Genomic DNA, 19,705 nt, shown 5'->3' with positions numbered 1-19,705 from the left:
TATGCAGGATAGTAAGCAGTGCATACAGCAAAGACAAGTTGAATTCCGGTTGGCACGGCTGATGCCGCCTGCCCGCCTCGAGAAATCACATGCATATAAATACGTATTTAGTTGTTTTTAAAGTATTTTATTGATAAAAACCGAGTCGGAACGAGCGACTAAGTGTTTACCCTCCCACAGCCCGTGGAACACGCTGACTGCATACGACAAACAAATTACTGCACCACTTTGCATTCATACTGCATACAATGAACGTCAGCCTGGCCGCACCGCGCGGCCATGTCACAAATTCCCGCCGGAGCGCATGCCATGGTCCAGATCGTCAGCAATACCCCGCAGCGCCGCGCCGTCAGCACATGGGCCGACAGTGAGGTGGAGGTCATCGAATTTGGCGAACTCGCCGACACCGCGCGGCCGCTCGGTTCGCCGCGGGTCAGCCTGCGCGCGGCGCTACGTGAGACCGGTGGCCACATCGACGCGCGCCATGCCCCCGGGCGTCCGTTGCCGGATGCGTATCGCGGCAGCGACCATCTGAGCCTGATCGCCCGCGAGGGCGAAGCGTATGGCCATACCGAGTTCATTCGCAGCTTTCGTTGCGTGGTGGTGCACTTTGCCGACGAGCTGCTGCGGCACGCCTGCGAAGGCGCGCCCCGCGGGCCGCGCTTTGCCTCACGGCTGATGTTCGAAAACAAGACGATCTGGACGCTGACCGAGCGGCTTGCGCTCGAATGCGTGACGCCGCGCGCCGGCCGCCAGCTCTATTGCGAGAGCCTGGTCGGCATGCTGGCGGTGGAGCTGGCGCGGCTGCAGGCCGGCGCGCAGCCGCCCACGCCCAAGGGCGGACTGGCGCCATTCCGATTGCGTCGGGTACTCGACTACATCGACACGCACCTGGGCGAAGACATGGCGCTGGCCGAGCTGGCTGCGCTGGCGGAACTGAGCCTGCCCCATTTCATGCGAGCGTTCCGCGTGTCGACCGGGCACGCCCCGCTGCGCTTCATCATGCTGCAGCGGGTCGCGCGGGCCACCGCGTTGCTACTCGGCAGCGATACCCCGCTGATCAAGATTGCCCATGACTGCGGGTTTGCCGACCAGGCCCATATGACCACCAGCTTCCGGCGGCTGGCGGGCAATACGCCCGCGCGGATCCGGCGCGAGCGTAACTGAGCGCGCGCGCTTCCGGGGACCGGTTACAGCTGCCGCGCGATCTCCACCGCGCGCCGCAGCGCCTGGTCGCGCATCGCCGGCATGGCCGGCGCATCGGGATGGGTCGGCCCGAACGCAATGGTGCGGATGTCGTCGACACCGATGATGCGCAACCAGTCCTCAAGATACGACTTCTGGTGATCGAGACGTGCCAGCGGCGAACCGTGTCCGTAGTCGAACGAACTCGCGTACACCACTACCGCACGCCGGCCCAGTACCAGGCCCTCATAGCCGCGTTCCGGCGTCCACTTGAAGGTCAGGCCCGGTTGGGTCACCACGTCGATATAGTGCTTGAGCCGGTAGGGCAGGCTCCAGTTCCACATCGGCGTGCTGATCAGGAACACGTCGTAGGCCAGCAGACGGGCCACTTCGGCCTGCACCGTGGCCCACGCCGCGGCCTGCGCGGGGGTGTGCTCGCGCCGGCCGAGGATCGCGTACTTCGCGTTGAGCACGTCCTCGCGCATTTCCGGCAGCGCCAGGTCCCACAGGTTGAGTTCATCCACGCGCGCGCCGGCGTGGGTTTCGATATAGGTGCCGACCAACGCATCGGCAACGAGCCGCGACTGGCTGGCCTCGCGTGGCGAGCAGACGATATGGAGAATGTTTGGCACGTGCGGTTCCGGTTGGCGTATCGGGTTGGCGTATCGGGTTGGCGTATCGGGTTGGCGTATCGGGTTGGCATGTCGGGTTGGCGTATGCATATGGCATGCGGGATGGGCGCACGGATGGCGGTCCAGCCAGGATGCCCGCGGCTCAGAGATCGACTTCCATCGACTCGGCCTCGGCCCAGCACACACAGACGCATGCCATGCCTGCCTCGTTTCGCTGCGATTCGGTCAGGAAGCGGTCGCGATGCGAGACCTGGCTGGCACAGCGCACCGTGGTCGCACACAGCCCGCACTCGCCGCGCTTGCAGCTATGCGGCACCGGGATGCCGATCGAGAGCGCCGCGTCGAGAATCGACGTGCCGGGCTCCACACGCAGCTCGCGTTGCGAGCGGGCAAACTTGACCGTGAGCGGCTTGTCCGTGGCGAGCGGTGCCGGCGCCTTGAACAGCTCGTGATGGACGCATGACGATGGCAGGCCAGCGCGCGCGGCCGCCTCGACCACCGCATCGATCAGGCTCGCGGGTCCGCAGGTATACGTGTGCGTGCCGGCCACGCGTTCCGCCAGCACTGCGTCCAGACGCATGCGGCCGGCTGCGCCGTGCGCGGTGTCGTACAGATGCAGCGCATCGCCGCACAGCGCGCGCAGCGTGTCGACGAAGGCGGCGTCGGCGAGCCCGCGCGCGCTGTAGTGCACCTCGAACGGCGTGCCGATACGCCGCAGTTCGCGCGCCATCGCCACGATCGGCGTCACGCCGATGCCACCGGCGATCAGGATGGCGTGGCGCGTGGCGGGATCGAGCGGAAACTCGTTGGGCGGCACCTCGATCTCGAGCCGGCTGCCAGCCCCCACTTCGTCGTGCAGGTAGCGCGAACCGCCGCGCCCGGCATCTTCACGCAGCACCGCGATCTCGCACCAGCTACCGTCGGCGGCGGCATCGACCACCGTGTACTGACGATCTTCGCGCGTGCGGTCGTTGAGCACGGTCCCGACCCGTACATGGCTTCCCGCCGCGATCGGCGGCAGCGCCGCGCCTGTGTCCACGGCCAGGCGGATGCGTTTGATGTCGTGTCCGACCATTTCGGTTTCCTGCACGGTCACCACCTGGCGGCCATCGGGCACGCTGACGTCGGCAGGCGTCTGGCAATGCGCCCGCGCGGCAAAGTGCGTGACATAGTCCGGCGTGGTCACCGACTCGTGCAGCCGTCGCGCGGGGCGGCCCGGCAAGGCCACGGTGGCCAGCGGAATTTCGCCGGCCCAGCATTGCTGCGCAAACAGCGCCTCGCCGCCAAAGATCGCCAGCCCGTCGGCCGGCGGCCCCGCGCGCCGCTTGGCCGAACCTTCGTCGATGCGCATGCGGACCATGATGATGCTGTGCAGTTCCGCCTCCGACGGCTGCCGCACCTCGTCCCAGCGCCCCGGAAAATAGCGCGACAGGAAGTGCCGCAGCTGCGCGCGGCGCTCGGCCGGATCGGTCACGGGCTCGGGCCGGCCGAACACCATGACCGAACGGTAGTTCAGCGTATGCGCCGAGGCCAGGCGCGACAGCACATAGCCATCGAGCAGCGTGAAGTTGACGCAGACCGGCACGCCCTGCGACACCTGCCTGAGCATGCGGCTGCCGGCCGAGCCATGCCAGTAGAGGTCATCGCCATGGCGCCACACCATGGTGGGCGTGGCGTACGGCTGATCCTCCAGCTGCCACGACACCACGCCATAGAGCGCGGCGTCGATGATGTCGTGAATCGCCGCCTTGTCGTTGGAGCCGCGTCCGCCGAACAGGCGCACGCGCGACCGGTCCGTGACCGGGTAGCCGAGATCGTTCATTCCCTATCCTTTTTGCACGCTTTGCGTGCCACATGGCACTGGTCGGGTCATGCTGCGGGCGCATTGGTCCTGGCGAAAGGGCCAATCGCGCCGACATGGCCATACCAATGCACCATCGGGTACTCTCCGCGCACCTGCGCCGCCGCTCGTCCCGACGCCGATTTCCCCAACGATTTCTTACCCAACTCATTAGGGATAACCCCCAACCTTACGCACTTTAATGGACACCGTACCGCGATGTCGCTAATTTACCCTTATGCATTTATCTTCTTAGGAAGACATATGTGAAACAACCCCGGATATGCCGGGGCCCCACTTCATGGAGATCGAGGAATGACGACCGCAGCAGAGAATGAATTGCTAACCCGCGTGGAGAACGGCGCGCCGATGGGCCGCATGCTCAGGCAGCTGTACTGGCTGCCCGCGGTGCTGTCGTCGCGGCTGGTGGCGGACGGCGCGCCCGTCAAGGTGCGCCTGTTCGGCGAGAACTTCGTGGCCTTCCGGGCCACCGATGGCCGCGTCGGCTTTCTTGACGAGGCCTGTCCGCACCGCGGCGTGTCGCTCGCGCTGGGCCGCAACGAAGACTGCGCGATCCGTTGCATCTTCCACGGCTGGAAGATCAGCGTGACGGGCGAGGTGCTGGAAGTCCCCAACGAGGCGTCCAACCCCGAATGCTTCCGCGGCACCGTCAAGGTCAGGCACTTTCCGACCTGCGAAGGCGCCGGCATCGTGTGGGTCTGGCTCGGTGAAGGCGAGGCGCCGCCGGCGCCGAACTTCGAATTCATGGGGCTGCCGCCCGAGCAGGCCTACGCCTGCGGCATCGAACTGAACGCCAACTGGCTGCAGGGCGTGGAAGCGACCATCGATTCCTCGCATATCGCCCTGCTCCACCAGAGCCACCTGGCCGCCTCGCCCACCGACATGGCGGCCACGCGCGTCAATTCGGCGGTGCGCTACCAGTTCGAGAACACCGACTACGGTATCCGCGCGGCCGCGCTGCGCGAAGCGCCCGACGGTTCATGCGTGGCCCGCGTGACCGAGTTCGTCATGCCCTACTACGGCCTGATTCCGCCCATCGGCATCGGGCCCGCGCAGGACCGCACCGTGATCATCGCGGTACCGATCGACGATACGCACCTGATCCAGTGGTACATCTACTACAACACCGAGCGCCCGGTCGACTCGATGAAGCGTACGCAGCGCGCCAATACGTGGCCGATGGCCGGCGGCCTGCCCGGTCCCGCCGCCGACAACTGGGGCCAGAACCGCGGCCTCATGCAGCACGGCAACCATACCGGCTTCCATGAAATCGTGGTGGAGGACTTCGTCACGCAGGTGAGCATGGGCGCGATCGTGGACCGCACCAAGGAGTACCTGTGCTCGGCCGACCAGGCCATCATCCGCGTGCGCCGCCAGTTGCTGGAGGCGGTCAAGCGCTTCAGCGCGGGCGAGTTGCCCCCGAGCGCGCTGCCGGCGGGCCGAGCGCACGCCAGTATCCGCGCCACCGGCGCGCGCATGGCGTCGGTCGGGGACGACTGGCGCACGCTGCCGCGCTGACGCCCGTACGCCATGGCCGGGCATGGCCGTGCCACGCCCGGCCGCTGCCCTTGTTCTTACCTCGTTCTAACCAGCCGACATGGAAACTCTCACCAATCACGACCACTGGGTCCGCGCGTGCGCGGCCGCTGACGTGCGCGCCGGCACGCCCAAGGGACTCAAGCTGCGCGGCATTCCGATCGCGCTCTACCGGCTCCCGGAAGGCGTGTTTGCCACGCACGATGTCTGCACGCATGCGTTTGCGCTGCTGTCGGAAGGCTTCATCGACGACCACGTGGTCGAATGCCCGCTGCACGGCGCCAAGTACGACGTGCGCTCCGGCAAGTGCCTGGCCGTCGCGGACTGCGATGTGCGCACGTATCCGGTCCGGATCGATGCCGACCACGTGTTCGTTGCCGTGCCGGCAGAGGACACACCGTCATGAGCGCGCGGGCTCCCGCACGCATCGTCATTGTCGGCGGCGGCCAGGGCGCCGGTGCCGCGCTGCGCAACCTGCGCGCGCTCGGCTATCCCGGCATGACCACGGTGGTCTGTGCCGAGCCACATCATCCCTACGAGCGACCACCGTTGTCCAAGCAGTTCCTGCAGGGCACGGTCGGCCTGGCCGACCTGACACTGTGCCGGCCCGGTGACCCGCATCGGACCGATCATCCCGACCACGCGCGGGAGACTTTTTTGCTAGGCGACGCGGCCGAGCGCATCGATGTGACTGCGCGGCAGGTGGTACTGCGCAGCGGCGCCACGCTGCCCTACGACCGGTTGCTGATCGCCACCGGCGGCGAGGCACGCCGCCTCACGGTGCCGGGCGCGCAGCTCGATAACGTGTGCTATCTGCGCACCGCCGCCGATGCGGAGCGTCTGCGCGCCGCGCTGCAAGCCTGCCAGGCCGCGCGGGCGCCGGTGCTGATCGTCGGCGGTGGCTGGATCGGCCTGGAAATCGCCGCCGCGGCACGGCAGCTTGGCCTCGCCACGACCGTGGTCGAGGCCGGCACGCAATTGTGCGGCCGCTCGTTGCCGGCCGCGGTGGCGGCACAGTTGCTCCAGATGCATCGCGCGCGTGGCGTCGATGTCCGGCTCCAGTGCGGCGTCGCCGCGCTGCATGGCGTACAGGGCGTCGCGGCGGCCACGCTCGCGGACGGCAGTACGCTGCCGGCCGGACTGGTCGTGGCGGGCGTCGGCCTCGTGCCCAACACCACCCTGGCCGCCACGGCCGGCATCGCCGTGGCCAACGGCATCGTGGTCGACCGCGATGGTCGTACCTCGCATCCCGATATCTTCGCGGTCGGCGATGTCGCCGCCGCGCCGTGCCGCTGGCACGGCGCCACGGTGCGCATGGAAACGTGGAACAACGCGACGGTCCAGGCCATCCGCGCGACCACGGCGATGCTGCGCGATACCGGGCCCGACGGCGTGGCCGGGCCTGAAGCCGAGGCCGTGCCCTGGTTCTGGTCCGATCAGTTCGACCTCAACCTGCAGATCCTTGGCGCGCCGCTCGCGGCCGACCGCTCGATGGTCGCCACCGACGGCGACGGTACGTTGCATCTGTATGCGCGGCGGGACCGCCTGATCGGTGCCATCGGCATCAATCGCGGGCGCGACATCCGCACGCTCAAGCGCGCGCTGGAGCGCACGAGCGAGCCCGATGGCACCCTGCCCTACCAGCGCGTGCTGGACTGCGCCTCGAACCTGCGCGCGCTGCTTTGACCCACAGGAGCCCCCACCATGACCTCGATGCTCGACACCCTCGCATGGTGTGCGCAACTCGACCGGAGCGCGGCCACCCCGCTGTACCAGCAGCTCTGCGACAGCCTGCGCACCGCCATCCTGGCCGGCCGCATCGAGCCCGGCGTGCGCCTGCCGTCGACACGCGATCTTGCCGATGAACTCAATATCTCGCGCAATACCGTGGTGGTGGCGTATGACCAGTTGCAGGCCGAGGGCTTCCTCGACGCGCTGGTCGGTCACGGCACGGTGGTCTCGCGCCAGTTGTCCAACCGGCTGCGGCGGCCGCCGGCCGGCGACCACGCCGAGGCGCCGCTGCGGCTGGCCGCGCGTGCGGCGCAGGTCCAGCGCCTGGCCGCACGCGGCCAGGCGGCGGCGCCCGCGCCGATACCGCACCGCGCCGCCACGCTGTTTCGCGTCGGCGTGCCCGCGCTCGACGAGTTTCCGATGAAGACGTGGGGCCGCATCGTGTCGCGCCGCGCGCATCGCCTGAGCGCGGATCATCTCGATTACCAGGGCGCGGCCGGCCATGCGCCGTTGCGACGCGCCATTGCCGCCTACCTCGGCGTGTCGCGCGGCATTACGTGCGATGCCGACGAGGTCCTGATCGTGGCCGGTGCGCAGGGCGGCATGTCGCTCGCGGCCCAGGTACTGCTCGATCCCGGCGAGACGGCATGGGTGGAGGATCCGGGCTATCGGAACGCGCTCGGCGCGCTCGTGGGCGCCGGTGTGCGCGCCCAGCCGGTACCCGTGGATAGCGAGGGCATCGACGTGACCATGGGTCGCCGCCTGGCCCCGGCGGCGCGGCTCGCATGCGTGACGCCGTCGCACCAGTTTCCGCTCGGCATCACCATGAGCCTGTCGCGGCGGCTGGATCTGCTGGCGTGGGCGCGCCAGGCCGGCGCATGGATCATGGAGGACGATTACGACAGCGAGTTCCATTACGCGGGTCACACCGTGCGCGCCTTGCGCGGCCTCGACTGTGGCGCGGACCAGGTAATCTACGTAGGCAGCTTCAGCAAGATCATGTTTCCCGGCCTGCGCCTGGGCTACCTGGTGGTCCCGGGCGCCCACGCGCGCGCGTTCCAGGCGGCGCTGCGCTTTACCCAGTTGCAGGTGCCGCTGCTGGAGCAGGCCGCCACCGCCGACTTTATTCTCGAGGGCCACCTGGCCCGTCATATCGGCCGCATGCGCAGTATCTATGCCGAGCGGCAAGCCGCGCTGGTGTCGTCCCTGCGGCGCCATTTCGGCGGGCCCGCCGGTCTGCCCGCGGGCGGCATGCATCTGGTGCTGCCGCTCGGTGACGGGTGCAATGACGTCGCGATTGCCGCGCTGGCCGCGCGGCAGGGTCTCGGGGTACAGGCCCTGAGCCAGCACTGTGCGGAATCTGGCGCAATCACCGGTGCAGATACGGGCGCTGGCCATCCGTCCCGGCGCGGTCTGCTGATCGGCTTCGCCAATACCCCGGTGGAACGCATGGAGCGCGGTGTGGCGACACTTGCGGCCATTGTCGACCAGGTTGGGCACGGCGCGCCCATGCCACCAGCGCCGGGTCTGCGCCGCGACCTCCCCGAGCGGGCTGCCGCGACGCTTGGCGCCTGCCTACACGCGTGACGGGGCCGCCGGCACGCGGCCGTCCACATCCGTAAAGCCATACTCCGCCGCCAGTTCGGCGGCCAGCAGCAACTGTCCCGACTTGCGCATGCGGGCGGGATCGGCCGCCAGTGCCGCGACGGCGCGCCCGGCAAACTGCGCGGTCTCCCCGTGCTCCATGATGCGCCGGGTCAGTTCCGGCGGCAGCCGATCCGGCTGTGCCAATACCTTCTCGCTCTTGATGAAGCCGGGCCAGATCGTCACCGCGGCCACGTTGTGCGCGCGCAGGTCGTGCGCCATGTCTTTCGCCATCTTGTCCACGCCCGCCTTCTGCACGCCGAACGGCACGTTGAAGGTGTAGCGCACCGCGCCACCGGACGAGGTATTGACGATCAGGCCCTGCTTGCGCGGGACCATCATCGGTGCGGCAAAGCGGGCCGCGATGTAGTGCGAGCGCAGGCCCACGCGCATCAGCATGTCCCACAGGTCGTCCGGCAGCTCCCAGAACGGTACGTTGGTGGGCATGCGATCGGGGGCACCGAACACGTTGTTGACGAGGATATCGAGCTGGCCTGCTTCGTCGCCGACGCGCTCGAACAGCGCCTTGACGCTGGCGTCGTCGGCGTGGTCGCAGGCGACCGCGATGCCCACGCCGCCCAGGCGCGTCACCTCGGCCGCGGTCTCCTCCAGGCTGCCGGGCCAGATCGAGCCGCCGGCGCGCAGCGTGCGCCCGGTGACATAGACCGTGGCGCCGGCCTCGCCGAGCCCGAGCGCCATGCCCTTGCCCACGCCGCGCGTACCACCCGTGACCACTGCGATCTTGCCCGCGAGAGGCTTCTGTTGATCCATCATGCTGTCCTGGTTCTCCAAAGTTGCATTGAATGCGCCGATACCGGCGGCGCGGCCGCGTTTCCGTTCCGTGTGCGCGACGCGGTGCGGCATCACGGTTGTGCCGACGCCCGCGCGCGCCGGCGCCGCAGCCAGTCCGCGCACCGCGACAGTACGCCGGCGAGTCCGTGCGGAGCGATGAACACGCAGCCGAGCATGAGCGCGCCGTAGACCAGCCCCGTGGCCGCCTTCGAGATGTTCTCTGCCATGCCGGGCACGAACACCAGGAACATGGCCCCGATCACCGGCCCCAGCCCATGACCGGTGCCGCCCACCACCACGCCCGCAACGAAGCCGAGCGACAGCAGTACGGTGAAGGCGTCGGGGGAGACGAAATGGGTGAGCAGCGCCTGCATCGCGCCCGCCATGGCGACCACGGCCGCGCTGATGGCAAACGCCTGGGCGCGCCAGCGCCGCACCGGAATGCCGGCGGCGAGCGCGGCGGCCGGCTGGTCGCGCAACGCGCGTAGCGCGATCCCGGTGGGGCCGGCCGCCAGGCGACGCAGCATCAGATGGATCAGTACCGCCGCGAGCGCCACCACGGCCAGCATCCACTGGTCGCCATCGAGTGGCACGCTGAATGGCGGCAGCGGCGTGTCGAGGTTGATGCCGGCCACCCCACCCGTGAACGACTCGAGCGCAGGATGCTTGAGGACCTGCGGCAACGCCAGCGCAAGGGCAAAGGTGGCGAGCGCCAGGTAAGGGCCCGCCAGGCGCACCGCGGGCAGCCCGAACAGCAGCCCGCCGACGTAGCCGACCACGCCCGCGACCGGAATGGTCAACCAGTAAGGCGCCCAGCCCCGATCGACGCACAACGCGGCCGCATAGGCGCCGACCGCGAAGAAGGCGCCGTGCCCAAGCGAAATCTGCCCGCTGGTACCGATCAAAAACTGCACCCCCATCAGTGCCACCACGCTGGCGATGACGGTGGCCAGCTGGAACGCGGTATAGCCGCGCGCCGCATACAGCACGAGCCAGGCCGCGCCAACCAGCAGTGCGACGGTAAGAATCCGCGGCCACGGCAGGCCTGCGGCGCCGGCGCGCGGCGAGTGCCGCCGGGCGGCTTGCATCGGAAAATCAGTCATGGTTCAGGAGAAGTTTGGCCCGCGGGCCTATGAACGTTGGGCCGCGCGGCTGCCGAGCAGCCCTTGCGGCCGGATCACCAGCACGGCGATCATCGCCACCAGCGCGAGCGTCAGCTTGAGCTCGGTGCCCACCAGGTAGGCACCGGCGAGGTTTTCGAGCACGCCGAGCAGGATGCCGCCGAGGACCGCGCCGACCGGGCTGTCGATGCCGCCCACCACGGCCGCCGCGAAGGCGTAGATCATGATGCCGCTCATCATGTGCGGGTCGAGGAAGACGATCGGGGCCGCCAGCATGCCGGCGACCGCCCCGACCGCGCCCGCGATGCCCCAGCTGAGCATCAGCAACCGGTTCACGCGAATGCCCACCAGCTGGCTCGACAATGGCTGTACCGCCACGGCCCGCATGGCCAGCCCCAGCCGCGTAAAACGGAAGAACGCCGTCATCGCCGCCAGCACGCCGACGGTGGTCATCAGGATGCCGATCTCGTGGCCCGAGGCCAGTCCACCGCCCAGGGCGCCCAGGCCTTCGAATGGCGATGGAAAGCTCTGCGTGTCGTAGCCGAAGGCAAGTCCGGCGGCGCTCTCGATGATCACGTAGAGCGCGACGAACACCGTCACTACCGACAGCATCGGCGCGTGGTGCAACGGGCGCAGCGCCACGCGTTCGACCAGCGCGCCCGAGACGAAGGCAAAGACGAGGCAGGCCGCGAAAGCCAGCACGTACGGCACGCCGGCATCGAGCAGCATCGCCGCGACGTAGGTGCTGAACATCGCCATCTCGCCCTGCGCAAAGTTGACATGGTTGGTGGAGCGGTACACGACCACCAGCGCCAGCGCCAGCATCGCGTAGATGCAGCCGTTGACCACGCCGGCCGACAATTGATGGAGAAATTCAGGCATGACTTACCTCCTCGCCATGGCCGAGATACGCGCGCCGCACGCGCGCGTCGCCGCGCAATGCCGCCGCGCTGCCGCTGATGGTGACGCGGCCGGACTCCAGTACGTACGCATTGGTGGCCACCTCCAGCGCGAGGCTGGCGTTCTGCTCGACCAGCAGGATGCTCAGTTGCCGCTCCGCGTTGATCTGTTGCAGGATGCCAAAGATCTGGCGCACGATCATCGGCGCAAGGCCGAACGATGGCTCGTCGAGCATCAGCAGCCGGGGCGACAGCATGAGAGCCCGTGCAATCGCCAGCATCTGCTGCTCGCCGCCGCTCATCAGCCCGGCCGCCTTGCGGCGATAGGCATGCAGGCGCGGAAAATAGTCGTACATGCGTGTCAGGTCGCGCATCCATGCCTGCCGGTCGCGCCGCGAGATGGCACCGAGGCAAAGGTTCTCCTCGACCGTGAGTTGGGCAAACGTGCCGCGACCGTCGGGAACATGGGCAATACCCGCGCGGGCGATCGCATCGCAAGCCGTGCCGTCGATACGACGACCGTCGAAATGGATCTCGCCACGCGTGCGCACCATGACGTTGCTGATGGCGCGCAGCAGCGTGGTCTTGCCGGCACCGTTGGCGCCGAGCAGCGTGGTGATGCCGCCGTGCGGCACCTCAAGGGCAACATCGTGCAGGACTTCCATCGCACGATACGCGGCCGAGAGGCCGCGCACGGACAACATGGCATGTTGATCGCTCATGGCCGGTCTCCGCCCTGATTTTTCCCCTGATTCTTCCCCTGATCTCCGCCCTGATCTCCCAGGTAGGCACGGATCACCTCGGGATGGCTGGCCACCTGCCGCGGCGTGCCGTCGGCGATGACGCGGCCGAATTCGAGCCCGATCACCTGGTCGGAGACGCGCATGACCAGGTTCATATGGTGTTCGATCAGCAGCACCGCCACACCGAGTTCGCGACAGATCAGGCGAATCCAGCTCTCGAGCTCGCCAACCTCCTCGAAGTTGAGCCCGGCGGCCGGCTCGTCGAGCAACAGCAGCCGCGGAGCCATGGCCAGCGCACGGGCCAGCTCGACGCGCTTACGCGTACCGAACGACAGATCGGCCACCACGGTGTCGGCGATCTCCGCCAGGCGCGTGCGCGCCAGCAACGCCTCGACGTTGTCCCGCACGCGCCGTACCGCGGCGCGCGCCGAAGGCAGGCCCAGCATGTGTGCGAGCGTCCTGCCATGCAGTTGCCGGTAGCAACCGGCTTCCACATTGGCGCGCACGGTCTGGCGGTCGAACAGCGCCACGTTCTGGAACGTGCGCGCGATGCCGACCCGCGCGACGTGCTCGGGCGGGATATGGGTGATATCGCGCCCGCCAAAGGCGATGGTGCCGCCGTGGGGCGTGCACAGCCGGCTCAGGCAATTGAACAGCGTGGTCTTGCCGGCGCCATTGGGACCGATGATGCCGCACACGGTGCGCGGTTGCATGGTGAAGCTGACGGCGTCGAGCGCGCACGTGCCGCCAAACCGGACGGACAGGTTGGCGACGCGCAAGAGCGCCTCTTCGGCATGAAGCCGCGGCGGTGGGCCGGGCGAGCGGGTATGCGGCGGGGGGCCGCTGTCGGTGCGGGCAATCAGCATGCGAATGAATTCCGTGGTGACGGTGGAGCGAAGTAGGATGTCGGGTGACCTGGCGGCAAGGCGGAGCGGTAAAGCCCGCCGTTACGCCATCCGCACCCAGCGCGTGCCGTCGAAGCGCTGCAACCGTAGCTGGCGAATGATCCGGTAGTCCTGCGGCGAGGTACTGACAGTGATGCCCGGAATCAGCCCGGGCAGGGCGACGTCCTGCAGGGTCGTGGCCTGGCGCAGCAGGCGCGCCGGGGTCAGGTCGTCGCCGCAATCGCGCAGCACCTTTTCCATCAGGACGGCAATGTTGTAGCCCGTGAGATTCAGCTGTTCGGTGACATCGCCTTCCGGGTAATAGCGCTGCATGAAGGCGAGCCAGTCGCGATAGCCGGCATCGTCTTGCCATTCGGCGTCGCCCACCGCCTTGGCCGGGGTCGCGGAGATCAGTCCCTCGCAACGGTCCAGGCCCGCCGGCTTGAGCACCGTGGCAATGAAGTTGCTGGTGATGGGCACGAACTGCAACGGCTTCCAGCCGAGGTCGTGGGCCTTGCGAATCGCCTGGATGGTGAACTTGGGCGAGGTGATATTGAGAAAGACATCGGCCCGCGAGGCTGCCAGCGAGATCACCTGCGAGTCGACGGTCGGCGTGGTGACCTCGTAGGTGAGCGCCATGTCCACCCGCACCGCGCTCTTCGTCTCCTGCAGGCGCCGGCGGAATGCGGCCAGGTATTCCTTGCCGAAATCGTCGTTCTGGTAGAGCACCACCACCTTCGCGCCCGGCTTTACGCGATGAATGTAGTCCGCGTAGATCGCCGCCTCGGTCGGGAAGGTTGTCATGCCCGGCAGCGTCCACGGATACTGCGCGGGATCGGCAAAGCGCCCGCTGCCCGCATAGACGAACAGCTGCGGGACCTTCCTGCCGTTCAGGTACTTCTGCACGGCGGCGTTCTGCGCGGTGCCCATGCTCGCGAACATCGCCAGCACGCGCTCCTGCTCGACGAGCTTGCGGGTCTGCTCCACGGCCCTGGCCGGGTTGTAGCCATCGTCGAGCGAAAGCAGCACCACCTCGCGGCCATGGATGCCGCCGCGCTCGTTGACCATGCGGAAATACCGCGCCTGCACCTTGCCCAGCGCGCTCAGCGCCGACGCCGGACCGCTGTATGGCATGGTCTGCCCCAACCGGATCTGGCCGCGGAAGGTCGGTTGCGCAACCGCGGGCATCAGCGGCGACGCCAGCCAGGCACCACCCAGCCATGCCCCACCCCAACGCAGCATGTTTCGTCGACTCGTGTTGTTGCCCGCCATCGCTTCCCCTTAAATATCTTCCTAGTAAGATTTAATGCTAGCCGCTATCCCACCCGGCCGCATCAGGGAAAACGCCGAGACCGCGTCTGGTGCAGCGTGCTACATGGTGGCGACGAGCTTGCGGAAGCAGGCATCCACCGCGGCCAGCTCGGTGGGCGTGACACCGCTCGCGGCCACGATGGCGGCGAGGTTGCGATTGATGCGCGAGATCGCGCCGTCGGCGACGGCCGCACCTCGACGGGTCAGCCGCACCAGTTCGGAGCGTCTGTCGTCGGGGTCCGCGAGGCGCTCCACCAGGGCCTGCTGCGCCAGCCGGTCAATGCGCTTGGTGATGGCGCCGGAGGTGACCAGCAGCGTGCGAAACAGGTCGGTCGGGCGCAGCGCGTAACCCGGCCCGCTGCGGCGCAGCGCCAGCAGCACATGGAGGTCGCCGATATTGACGCCGACCGCGCGCGAGATGTCGGCCAGTCGTCTTTCGTGCAGGTAATGCGCGTGCTCGATGCGCAGGAAGAAACCGGTCAGGCGGAAATCGATATCGGGCCGTTCCTTCGCCCATGCGTCCGAGATGGCATCGAGGCGATCGGACTTGAGGCGGTCGAGCGGGCCTTCCTGCGCGCCGCGGGCGCGGGCCGGCGCTGCCGTCTTCTGCGCGGCCGGCATGCCGCCAAACCATGCCTCGGCGGCCGCCAGGGCCTCGCCATACGTCAGCGCCTGGGCGACCGGCAACACGCTTTCGTCGTTGCAGCGGCCCAGCCGGGCTTCCTCATAGCGCCCTTCCCCAACGAACTTGCGCACATGCCACGTGGCCGAGCGTACGCCCCGGTAATAACCGAGGTGGCGTCCCGGCGCCACGATCTGCCAATACGGCTTGCGGCGCGGGGCCAGGCGCGCGCGGCTCTCGGGCGTCTGCAGGTCGAAGTCGTCGGCGGTGGCGCTCATGGGCATGCGGTCTCGAATCGTTTGTACCCAACCATTTTACCCAACAAATCCGGGTGCGCAAGACGTTGCGCGAACGCCGATTGGCATGGTGTGGCGGACGCGATTGGATCTTCTGGCGTGCGCGGGTCGCGCATAGCGTCTGCTTCAGGGCGAATCTGCAAGGCGACACCAACAAGCCCTGTCATCACGGAGAGCATATGAAAAGGTGGATGGGAGCAGTCTGTGGGGCCGCGCTGGCAGGCGCGGTGCAGGCCCAGACCAGCGTCACGCTGTATGGGGTAGCCGACGTCAACGTCGAATATTCGACGCATCACGCGGTGGGTAACGGGGGGAGCGGGTCACGCTTCGCCGAGCAGTCCGGCGGTCTGGCCGGCTCGCGCTTCGGCTTGCGCGGTACGGAGGACCTGGGCGGGGGATGGCGGTCCGTGTTCGCGCTGGAAAGCGCGATTGCCATGGATACCGGCACGTTGCAGCAAGGGGGCCGACTGTGGGGGCGCCAGGCCTTCGTCGGACTTGGCACGCCCTATGGGCAGATCACGATGGGACGCCAGTACACGTCGCTGTTCGACGTCAACGCAAGTTTTTCCCCAACTGCGTATGCCACGCAGTACGAACCGGTGGTCTTCATGCTCGGCACCTCGCTGCGCGAGGACAACATGATCAAGTACACCGGCAACTTCGGCCCCGCTACCTTCGAAACGCACTGGGCATTTGGCGAGCAGCCCGGCAGCATGGCCGGCAGTTCGGCCTGGGGAGCCGGCGCGGTCTACCGGTTTGGCCGTGGCGGCGTCAGCCTCGCCTACGACCAGGTCGACGGGGTCCGCACCGCGGCGACCTATCCCAAGGCGCAGAAGGTCGGCGTCTCCGGCCGCTACGCGTTCGATATCCCCGGAGGGCCGCTCATCGTGTTCGCCGGCTACCGCTTCGGCAAGAACGACAACACTGCGGCGCGCACGGTCGCACTGGACAACTTCTGGTGGCTCGGTGCCGTGTACCGGCGCGGCCAGGCGTCCTTCACGCTGGCCTACTACTACGACGACCTGCGCAAGTACCGCCCCACCGCGAGCGCTTCCGCCAATCCCGACAATCCGCAGCAATGGCTGTTCGTGATCGACTATGACCTGTCGAAACGCACCGATATCTACCTTTCCACAGCGTTCGCGCGCAATACCGCGCTCAACTTCGACACCTACAACGGTCCGGCGGCCAGCTACGTGAAGGCCGAGGGCAAGTCCACGCAATTCGGCGCGGCGCTTGGCATCCGTCATCGCTTCTGAGCCCGCGCGCCATCAGCCTCCGCCCCGGGACGGGTACTCCGGGGCTTTGAGCGCCCCGTTTCGGGGCGTCTTTTTTTGACGTGTTTGGCCTGAATTGTATGCAACACACCGCAATATTGCGCAATCTACGCGCATGAATGCCTACTTTTCAGATCGGCGTTGCAGCATCTGCATACAATGAAATATCATCCGCATACACTTACGCTGTTACGCATGGGGAGTTTCACTTGCAGTCCTCCGTACCCGCTTCACCGGGTTCACCCGTCTCACCCGCTTCAGCCGTGTCCCAAGCCGGTGCCCGCCCCGTGGTCGGCATCGTGTGCGACCGGTTCTTCGTTGGCGATCACGACCTCCATAGCGTCAAGGAAAGCTACCGGCGCGCGCTGGCCCAGGTCGCGCAAGTCGCACCCGTATTGATTCCGGCCGCCGAGGATATCGACGATCTGTTGCCCTACCTGGGTGCGATCTCCGGCCTGCTGCTTCCCGGGGCCGCCTCGAACGTGGCGCCGCGCCACTACGGCGGCGCGGAGCCGGCCGCGTTCCTGCTCGACCCGGCGCGCGATAGCGTCTCGCTGCGGCTGATCCGGCGCGCGACGGACCTCGGCATGCCGCTGCTGGCGATCTGCCGCGGCTTTCAGGAACTGAACGTGGCCTTTGGCGGCACGCTGTATCCCGATATCTACGATGCGGGCCACTCCACCGATCACCGCGAGGACCTCTCCGAAGCGCTGGACGAACGCTATCGCTACAAGCATACCGTCGCGTTGGCCAGCGACGGCGTGCTCGGCCGCTGGATCGGCCAGTCCCAGGCCAGCGTCAATTCGCTCCATACGCAAGGCGTGCGCACGCTGGGCCCGGGTCTGGTGCAGGAGGCCAGCGCCGGCGACGGACTGACCGAAGCCATCCGCGTGCGCGCGGCGGATTTCGCCATCGGCGTGCAATGGCATCCGGAGGTGACCGCCGCGTCGGATCCGCTCTCGCGCGCGCTGTTCTCGCATTTCGGGGATGCCTGCCGCCGCTATGCGGCGCGCACGCAAGCGGCCCGGGCCCGACCCGGCTGAAGGCCCCGGAGACAGCAGCACCGGGATATGGCACCGGCACACGGCAGCGCACCGGTGTCCGGGCAAGCGCGCAAGTATCAAAGCAGCGGGAGGCGCAAGAAGCGCGGTGGGGAGAGAAAGAGAGAGAGAAGCAATGGAGCAGTTTGGATTGATCGGCGTGTTCGTGAAGACGGTCGAGCTCAGCAGTTTTACCAAAAGCGCGTCGGCGCTCGGCATGTCCACCTCATCGGTGAGCAAGTCGATCGCGCGACTGGAAAGCGATCTCGGCGTCAAGCTGCTGGAACGCACCACGCGCAATGTCGGCATCACCCCCGACGGCCTGACCTTCTACCGGCGCTGCAAGCTGATCCTGCAGGAGCTCGAAGCAGCGCGCAACGAACTGACCACCACCCACGACAGCCCGCGCGGCACGCTGCGGGTGCTGCTGCCGGTGAGCTATGGCAAGTTCTGGATCATGCCGATCCTCAACACCATCGCCAAGCGTTTCCCGGACCTGACCATCAGCACGCACCTGTGCGACCGCGCGCCCGAGGGCAATGAGGAAGGCTTCGACGTGGCCATCGTGATCGGCGATCCGCCCGATACCCGGCTGGTGGCGCGCAGGCTGCACGAGACACGCATCGTCACCGCCGCCGGGCCTGGCTACCTCGACGAGTGGGGGACGCCGCGCACGCCCGAGGACCTGGCGCAGCATAACTGCCTGATGTACGTGCGGCCCGGCCGCCGCACGCGCTGGACCTGGACCTTCCGGCGCGTGGACGAGGTCACCGACCACGGCTTCGTCAAGGGCAACATGCTGATCGACAATGGCGAGGCGCTGCTCGATGCCGCGGTGCAGGGCGTTGGCATCGTGCAGGCACCCGACTACATTGCCTTGCCGTACCTCAGGCGCGGCCAGCTGGTGGAGATCCTCGAAGCCTACCGCCCGCCCGGTCCGCCCGCGTGGCTGTTGTACCCGCCCAGCCGCCACCATGCCAGCCGCGTCCGCACCTTTATCGAGGCGTTGTTCGAGAGCCTCGAGACCCTGCCCGGGCAGGTGACCGCGCCGATGGCATGCGTTGCCGAGGGGGCTTCCATATAGCGCCCGGCTTGCCCCGTTTTTTTCTTCACCGCGGCGGGAATAAGACCACCGGCCGTTCGTCCTACTGGAGAACAGCGCGCAATGGCTGCGCAACGACTAGCTGCTCGCAGATTGCCGATCTCTCTCTCGAAAGGACTGAACATGAACTTCCAACGCCCGTTCCTGGCCGCCATGGCCGCCGCCGTCACCCTGGGTGCCGCCACCTTCTCGCAAGGCGCACTGGCGCAGGACCCGCCCACCCAGCCGATCAGGAATGTGGTGCTCGTGCACGGCCTGTATGCCGACGGCTCCAGCTGGGAAAAGGTCATTCCGCTGCTGCAGGCGCGTGGCCTGCATGTGACCTCCGTGCAGAATCCCACCACCTCGCTCGACGCCGACGTCGACGCGGTCAAGCGCGCGCTGGCCGAGCAGGATGGCCCCACCGTGCTGGTCGCGCACTCGTACGGCGGCATGGTCATCAGCCAGGCCGGCGTGGACCCGAAAGTGGCTTCGCTGGTCTATATCGCCGCGCGTGCACCGGATGCGGGCGAGGACTATCCCGCGCTGACGAAGAAATTCCCGGCGGCACCGGCCTCGGCAGGGCTGCAATGGTCGGGCGACTACGCCAAGCTGTCCGAGCAGGCATTCGTCAAGGACTTCGCGGGCGACCTGCCACCGGACCAGGCGCGCGCGTACTACGCCGTGCAGCAGCCGATGGGCCGCGCCATCACGATGGCCAAGACCACGGTGGCGGCCTGGCGGCAGAAGCCGTCGTGGTATGCGGTGTCCACGGAAGACCGCACCATCAATCCCGACCTGGAGCGCTTTATGGCCAAGCGCATGGGCGCCCATACCATCGAGCTGCCGTCCAGCCACGTGTCGCTGATCTCGCATCCGCAGGAAGTCGCCAACCTGATCCTGCAGGCCGCCGGACAGCCGGCCAGGTAAGCAGCGCGGAATCCCGGCCCGCTCCCCGCCCCACTGGCGGTGCGGGCCGGGGGTGGTCGGGGGCCGGATGGCGCAGGCGGGGGCAAGCCATTCTTAAATGATATTCATAAGCCTATTCAA

General features: G+C 67.6%; 18 protein-coding genes. 9 read left to right on the top strand and 9 right to left on the bottom strand.

The annotated features are described in order from the left end of the window. The first annotated feature begins 309 nt into the window (after positions 1-309). On the top strand, positions 310-1,167 hold the full coding sequence (locus DFLDMN_RS23375; protein ID WP_423200253.1) for a helix-turn-helix domain-containing protein: 858 nt from the start codon (positions 310-312) through the stop codon (positions 1,165-1,167). Between the two features lie 23 nt (positions 1,168-1,190). Here DFLDMN_RS23375 and DFLDMN_RS23370 read toward each other — a convergent pair whose 3' ends face one another. Together DFLDMN_RS23370 and DFLDMN_RS23365 are read right to left on the bottom strand one after the other, a co-directional pair. Continuing rightward, positions 1,191-1,817, bottom strand: coding sequence for an FMN-dependent NADH-azoreductase (locus DFLDMN_RS23370; RefSeq protein ID WP_423200252.1), 627 nt, complete (start codon positions 1,815-1,817; stop codon positions 1,191-1,193). Positions 1,818-1,959: 142 nt separating this feature from the next. Continuing rightward, entirely contained in the window at positions 1,960-3,639 is a 1,680-nt protein-coding gene (locus DFLDMN_RS23365) for a pyridoxamine 5'-phosphate oxidase family protein (RefSeq protein WP_423200251.1), read from the bottom strand. Positions 3,640-3,972: 333 nt separating this feature from the next. Here DFLDMN_RS23365 and DFLDMN_RS23360 point away from each other — a divergent pair, with 333 nt between their 5' ends. From DFLDMN_RS23360 to DFLDMN_RS23345, 4 genes are all read left to right on the top strand, one after another. Then, positions 3,973-5,196, top strand: coding sequence for a Rieske 2Fe-2S domain-containing protein (locus DFLDMN_RS23360; protein ID WP_423200250.1), 1,224 nt, complete (start codon positions 3,973-3,975; stop codon positions 5,194-5,196). A 79-nt stretch (positions 5,197-5,275) separates the two neighbouring features. Continuing rightward, positions 5,276-5,620: a non-heme iron oxygenase ferredoxin subunit gene (locus DFLDMN_RS23355; RefSeq protein WP_423200249.1), complete on the top strand. Its 345-nt coding sequence runs from the start codon at positions 5,276-5,278 to the stop codon at positions 5,618-5,620. Continuing rightward, positions 5,617-6,900, top strand: a complete 1,284-nt coding sequence (locus tag DFLDMN_RS23350) for an NAD(P)/FAD-dependent oxidoreductase (protein WP_423200248.1) — start codon at positions 5,617-5,619, stop codon at positions 6,898-6,900. Before DFLDMN_RS23355 ends, DFLDMN_RS23350 begins: the two co-directional genes overlap by 4 nt. 18 nt (positions 6,901-6,918) lie before the next feature. Continuing rightward, positions 6,919-8,532, top strand: a complete 1,614-nt coding sequence (locus tag DFLDMN_RS23345; RefSeq protein WP_423200247.1) for a PLP-dependent aminotransferase family protein — start codon at positions 6,919-6,921, stop codon at positions 8,530-8,532. Here DFLDMN_RS23345 and DFLDMN_RS23340 read toward each other — a convergent pair. From DFLDMN_RS23340 to DFLDMN_RS23310, 7 genes are all read right to left on the bottom strand, one after another. Beyond that, positions 8,521-9,363, bottom strand: coding sequence for an SDR family NAD(P)-dependent oxidoreductase (locus DFLDMN_RS23340; protein ID WP_423200246.1), 843 nt, complete (start codon positions 9,361-9,363; stop codon positions 8,521-8,523). The genes DFLDMN_RS23345 and DFLDMN_RS23340 overlap by 12 nt on opposite strands. Positions 9,364-9,452: 89 nt before the next feature. Beyond that, on the bottom strand, positions 9,453-10,469 hold the full coding sequence (locus DFLDMN_RS23335; protein ID WP_423200245.1) for a branched-chain amino acid ABC transporter permease: 1,017 nt from the start codon (positions 10,467-10,469) through the stop codon (positions 9,453-9,455). 42 nt (positions 10,470-10,511) lie between these two features. Beyond that, entirely contained in the window at positions 10,512-11,384 is an 873-nt protein-coding gene (locus DFLDMN_RS23330) for a branched-chain amino acid ABC transporter permease (protein ID WP_423200244.1), read from the bottom strand. Continuing rightward, the gene (locus tag DFLDMN_RS23325) at positions 11,377-12,123 is read right to left on the bottom strand and encodes an ABC transporter ATP-binding protein (RefSeq protein ID WP_423200243.1); all 747 of its coding nucleotides are present in this window, start codon (positions 12,121-12,123) and stop codon (positions 11,377-11,379) included. Before DFLDMN_RS23325 ends, DFLDMN_RS23330 begins: the two co-directional genes overlap by 8 nt. Further along, positions 12,120-13,010, bottom strand: a complete 891-nt coding sequence (locus DFLDMN_RS23320) for an ABC transporter ATP-binding protein (protein ID WP_423200242.1) — start codon at positions 13,008-13,010, stop codon at positions 12,120-12,122. Before DFLDMN_RS23320 ends, DFLDMN_RS23325 begins: the two co-directional genes overlap by 4 nt. Positions 13,011-13,091: 81 nt before the next feature. After that, positions 13,092-14,270, bottom strand: a complete 1,179-nt coding sequence (locus DFLDMN_RS23315; RefSeq protein WP_423200241.1) for an ABC transporter substrate-binding protein — start codon at positions 14,268-14,270, stop codon at positions 13,092-13,094. Between the two features lie 129 nt (positions 14,271-14,399). Next, positions 14,400-15,239: a MarR family winged helix-turn-helix transcriptional regulator gene (locus tag DFLDMN_RS23310; RefSeq protein WP_423200240.1), complete on the bottom strand. Its 840-nt coding sequence runs from the start codon at positions 15,237-15,239 to the stop codon at positions 14,400-14,402. Between the two features lie 197 nt (positions 15,240-15,436). Between DFLDMN_RS23310 and DFLDMN_RS23305 the strand changes: the two genes are divergently transcribed. The 4 genes from DFLDMN_RS23305 (at position 15,437) to DFLDMN_RS23290 (ending at position 19,585) form a co-directional block, all read left to right on the top strand. Continuing rightward, positions 15,437-16,516, top strand: a complete 1,080-nt coding sequence (locus DFLDMN_RS23305; protein WP_423200239.1) for a porin — start codon at positions 15,437-15,439, stop codon at positions 16,514-16,516. 281 nt (positions 16,517-16,797) lie between these two features. Beyond that, positions 16,798-17,577, top strand: a complete 780-nt coding sequence (locus tag DFLDMN_RS23300) for a gamma-glutamyl-gamma-aminobutyrate hydrolase family protein (RefSeq protein WP_423200238.1) — start codon at positions 16,798-16,800, stop codon at positions 17,575-17,577. Between the two features lie 133 nt (positions 17,578-17,710). Then, positions 17,711-18,658, top strand: a complete 948-nt coding sequence (locus DFLDMN_RS23295) for a LysR family transcriptional regulator (protein WP_423200237.1) — start codon at positions 17,711-17,713, stop codon at positions 18,656-18,658. 141 nt (positions 18,659-18,799) lie between these two features. Next, a complete protein-coding gene (locus tag DFLDMN_RS23290) occupies positions 18,800-19,585 on the top strand; it encodes an alpha/beta hydrolase (RefSeq protein ID WP_423200236.1) in 786 nt (261 codons plus the stop codon). The last annotated feature ends 120 nt before the right edge of the window (positions 19,586-19,705 follow it).

This window comes from Cupriavidus sp. H19C3, assembly GCF_049393815.1.
Taxonomy (GTDB): domain Bacteria; phylum Pseudomonadota; class Gammaproteobacteria; order Burkholderiales; family Burkholderiaceae; genus Cupriavidus.
This window is presented reverse-complemented; position numbering and strand designations above follow the sequence as displayed.

Bases quoted from the DNA above. Each gene is read 5' to 3' on its own strand.
- DFLDMN_RS23375 (WP_423200253.1), top strand. From the start codon at position 310: ATGGTCCAGATCGTCAGCAATACCCCGCAGCGCCGCGCCGTCAGCACA.
- DFLDMN_RS23365 (WP_423200251.1), bottom strand. From the start codon at position 3,639: ATGAACGATCTCGGCTACCCGGTCACGGACCGGTCGCGCGTGCGCCTG.
- DFLDMN_RS23360 (WP_423200250.1), top strand. From the start codon at position 3,973: ATGACGACCGCAGCAGAGAATGAATTGCTAACCCGCGTGGAGAACGGC.
- DFLDMN_RS23355 (WP_423200249.1), top strand. From the start codon at position 5,276: ATGGAAACTCTCACCAATCACGACCACTGGGTCCGCGCGTGCGCGGCC.
- DFLDMN_RS23350 (WP_423200248.1), top strand. From the start codon at position 5,617: ATGAGCGCGCGGGCTCCCGCACGCATCGTCATTGTCGGCGGCGGCCAG.
- DFLDMN_RS23345 (WP_423200247.1), top strand. From the start codon at position 6,919: ATGACCTCGATGCTCGACACCCTCGCATGGTGTGCGCAACTCGACCGG.
- DFLDMN_RS23340 (WP_423200246.1), bottom strand. From the start codon at position 9,363: ATGATGGATCAACAGAAGCCTCTCGCGGGCAAGATCGCAGTGGTCACG.
- DFLDMN_RS23335 (WP_423200245.1), bottom strand. From the start codon at position 10,469: ATGCAAGCCGCCCGGCGGCACTCGCCGCGCGCCGGCGCCGCAGGCCTG.
- DFLDMN_RS23330 (WP_423200244.1), bottom strand. From the start codon at position 11,384: ATGCCTGAATTTCTCCATCAATTGTCGGCCGGCGTGGTCAACGGCTGC.
- DFLDMN_RS23325 (WP_423200243.1), bottom strand. From the start codon at position 12,123: ATGAGCGATCAACATGCCATGTTGTCCGTGCGCGGCCTCTCGGCCGCG.
- DFLDMN_RS23320 (WP_423200242.1), bottom strand. From the start codon at position 13,010: ATGCTGATTGCCCGCACCGACAGCGGCCCCCCGCCGCATACCCGCTCG.
- DFLDMN_RS23315 (WP_423200241.1), bottom strand. From the start codon at position 14,270: ATGCTGCGTTGGGGTGGGGCATGGCTGGGTGGTGCCTGGCTGGCGTCG.
- DFLDMN_RS23310 (WP_423200240.1), bottom strand. From the start codon at position 15,239: ATGAGCGCCACCGCCGACGACTTCGACCTGCAGACGCCCGAGAGCCGC.
- DFLDMN_RS23305 (WP_423200239.1), top strand. From the start codon at position 15,437: ATGAAAAGGTGGATGGGAGCAGTCTGTGGGGCCGCGCTGGCAGGCGCG.
- DFLDMN_RS23295 (WP_423200237.1), top strand. From the start codon at position 17,711: ATGGAGCAGTTTGGATTGATCGGCGTGTTCGTGAAGACGGTCGAGCTC.
- DFLDMN_RS23290 (WP_423200236.1), top strand. From the start codon at position 18,800: ATGAACTTCCAACGCCCGTTCCTGGCCGCCATGGCCGCCGCCGTCACC.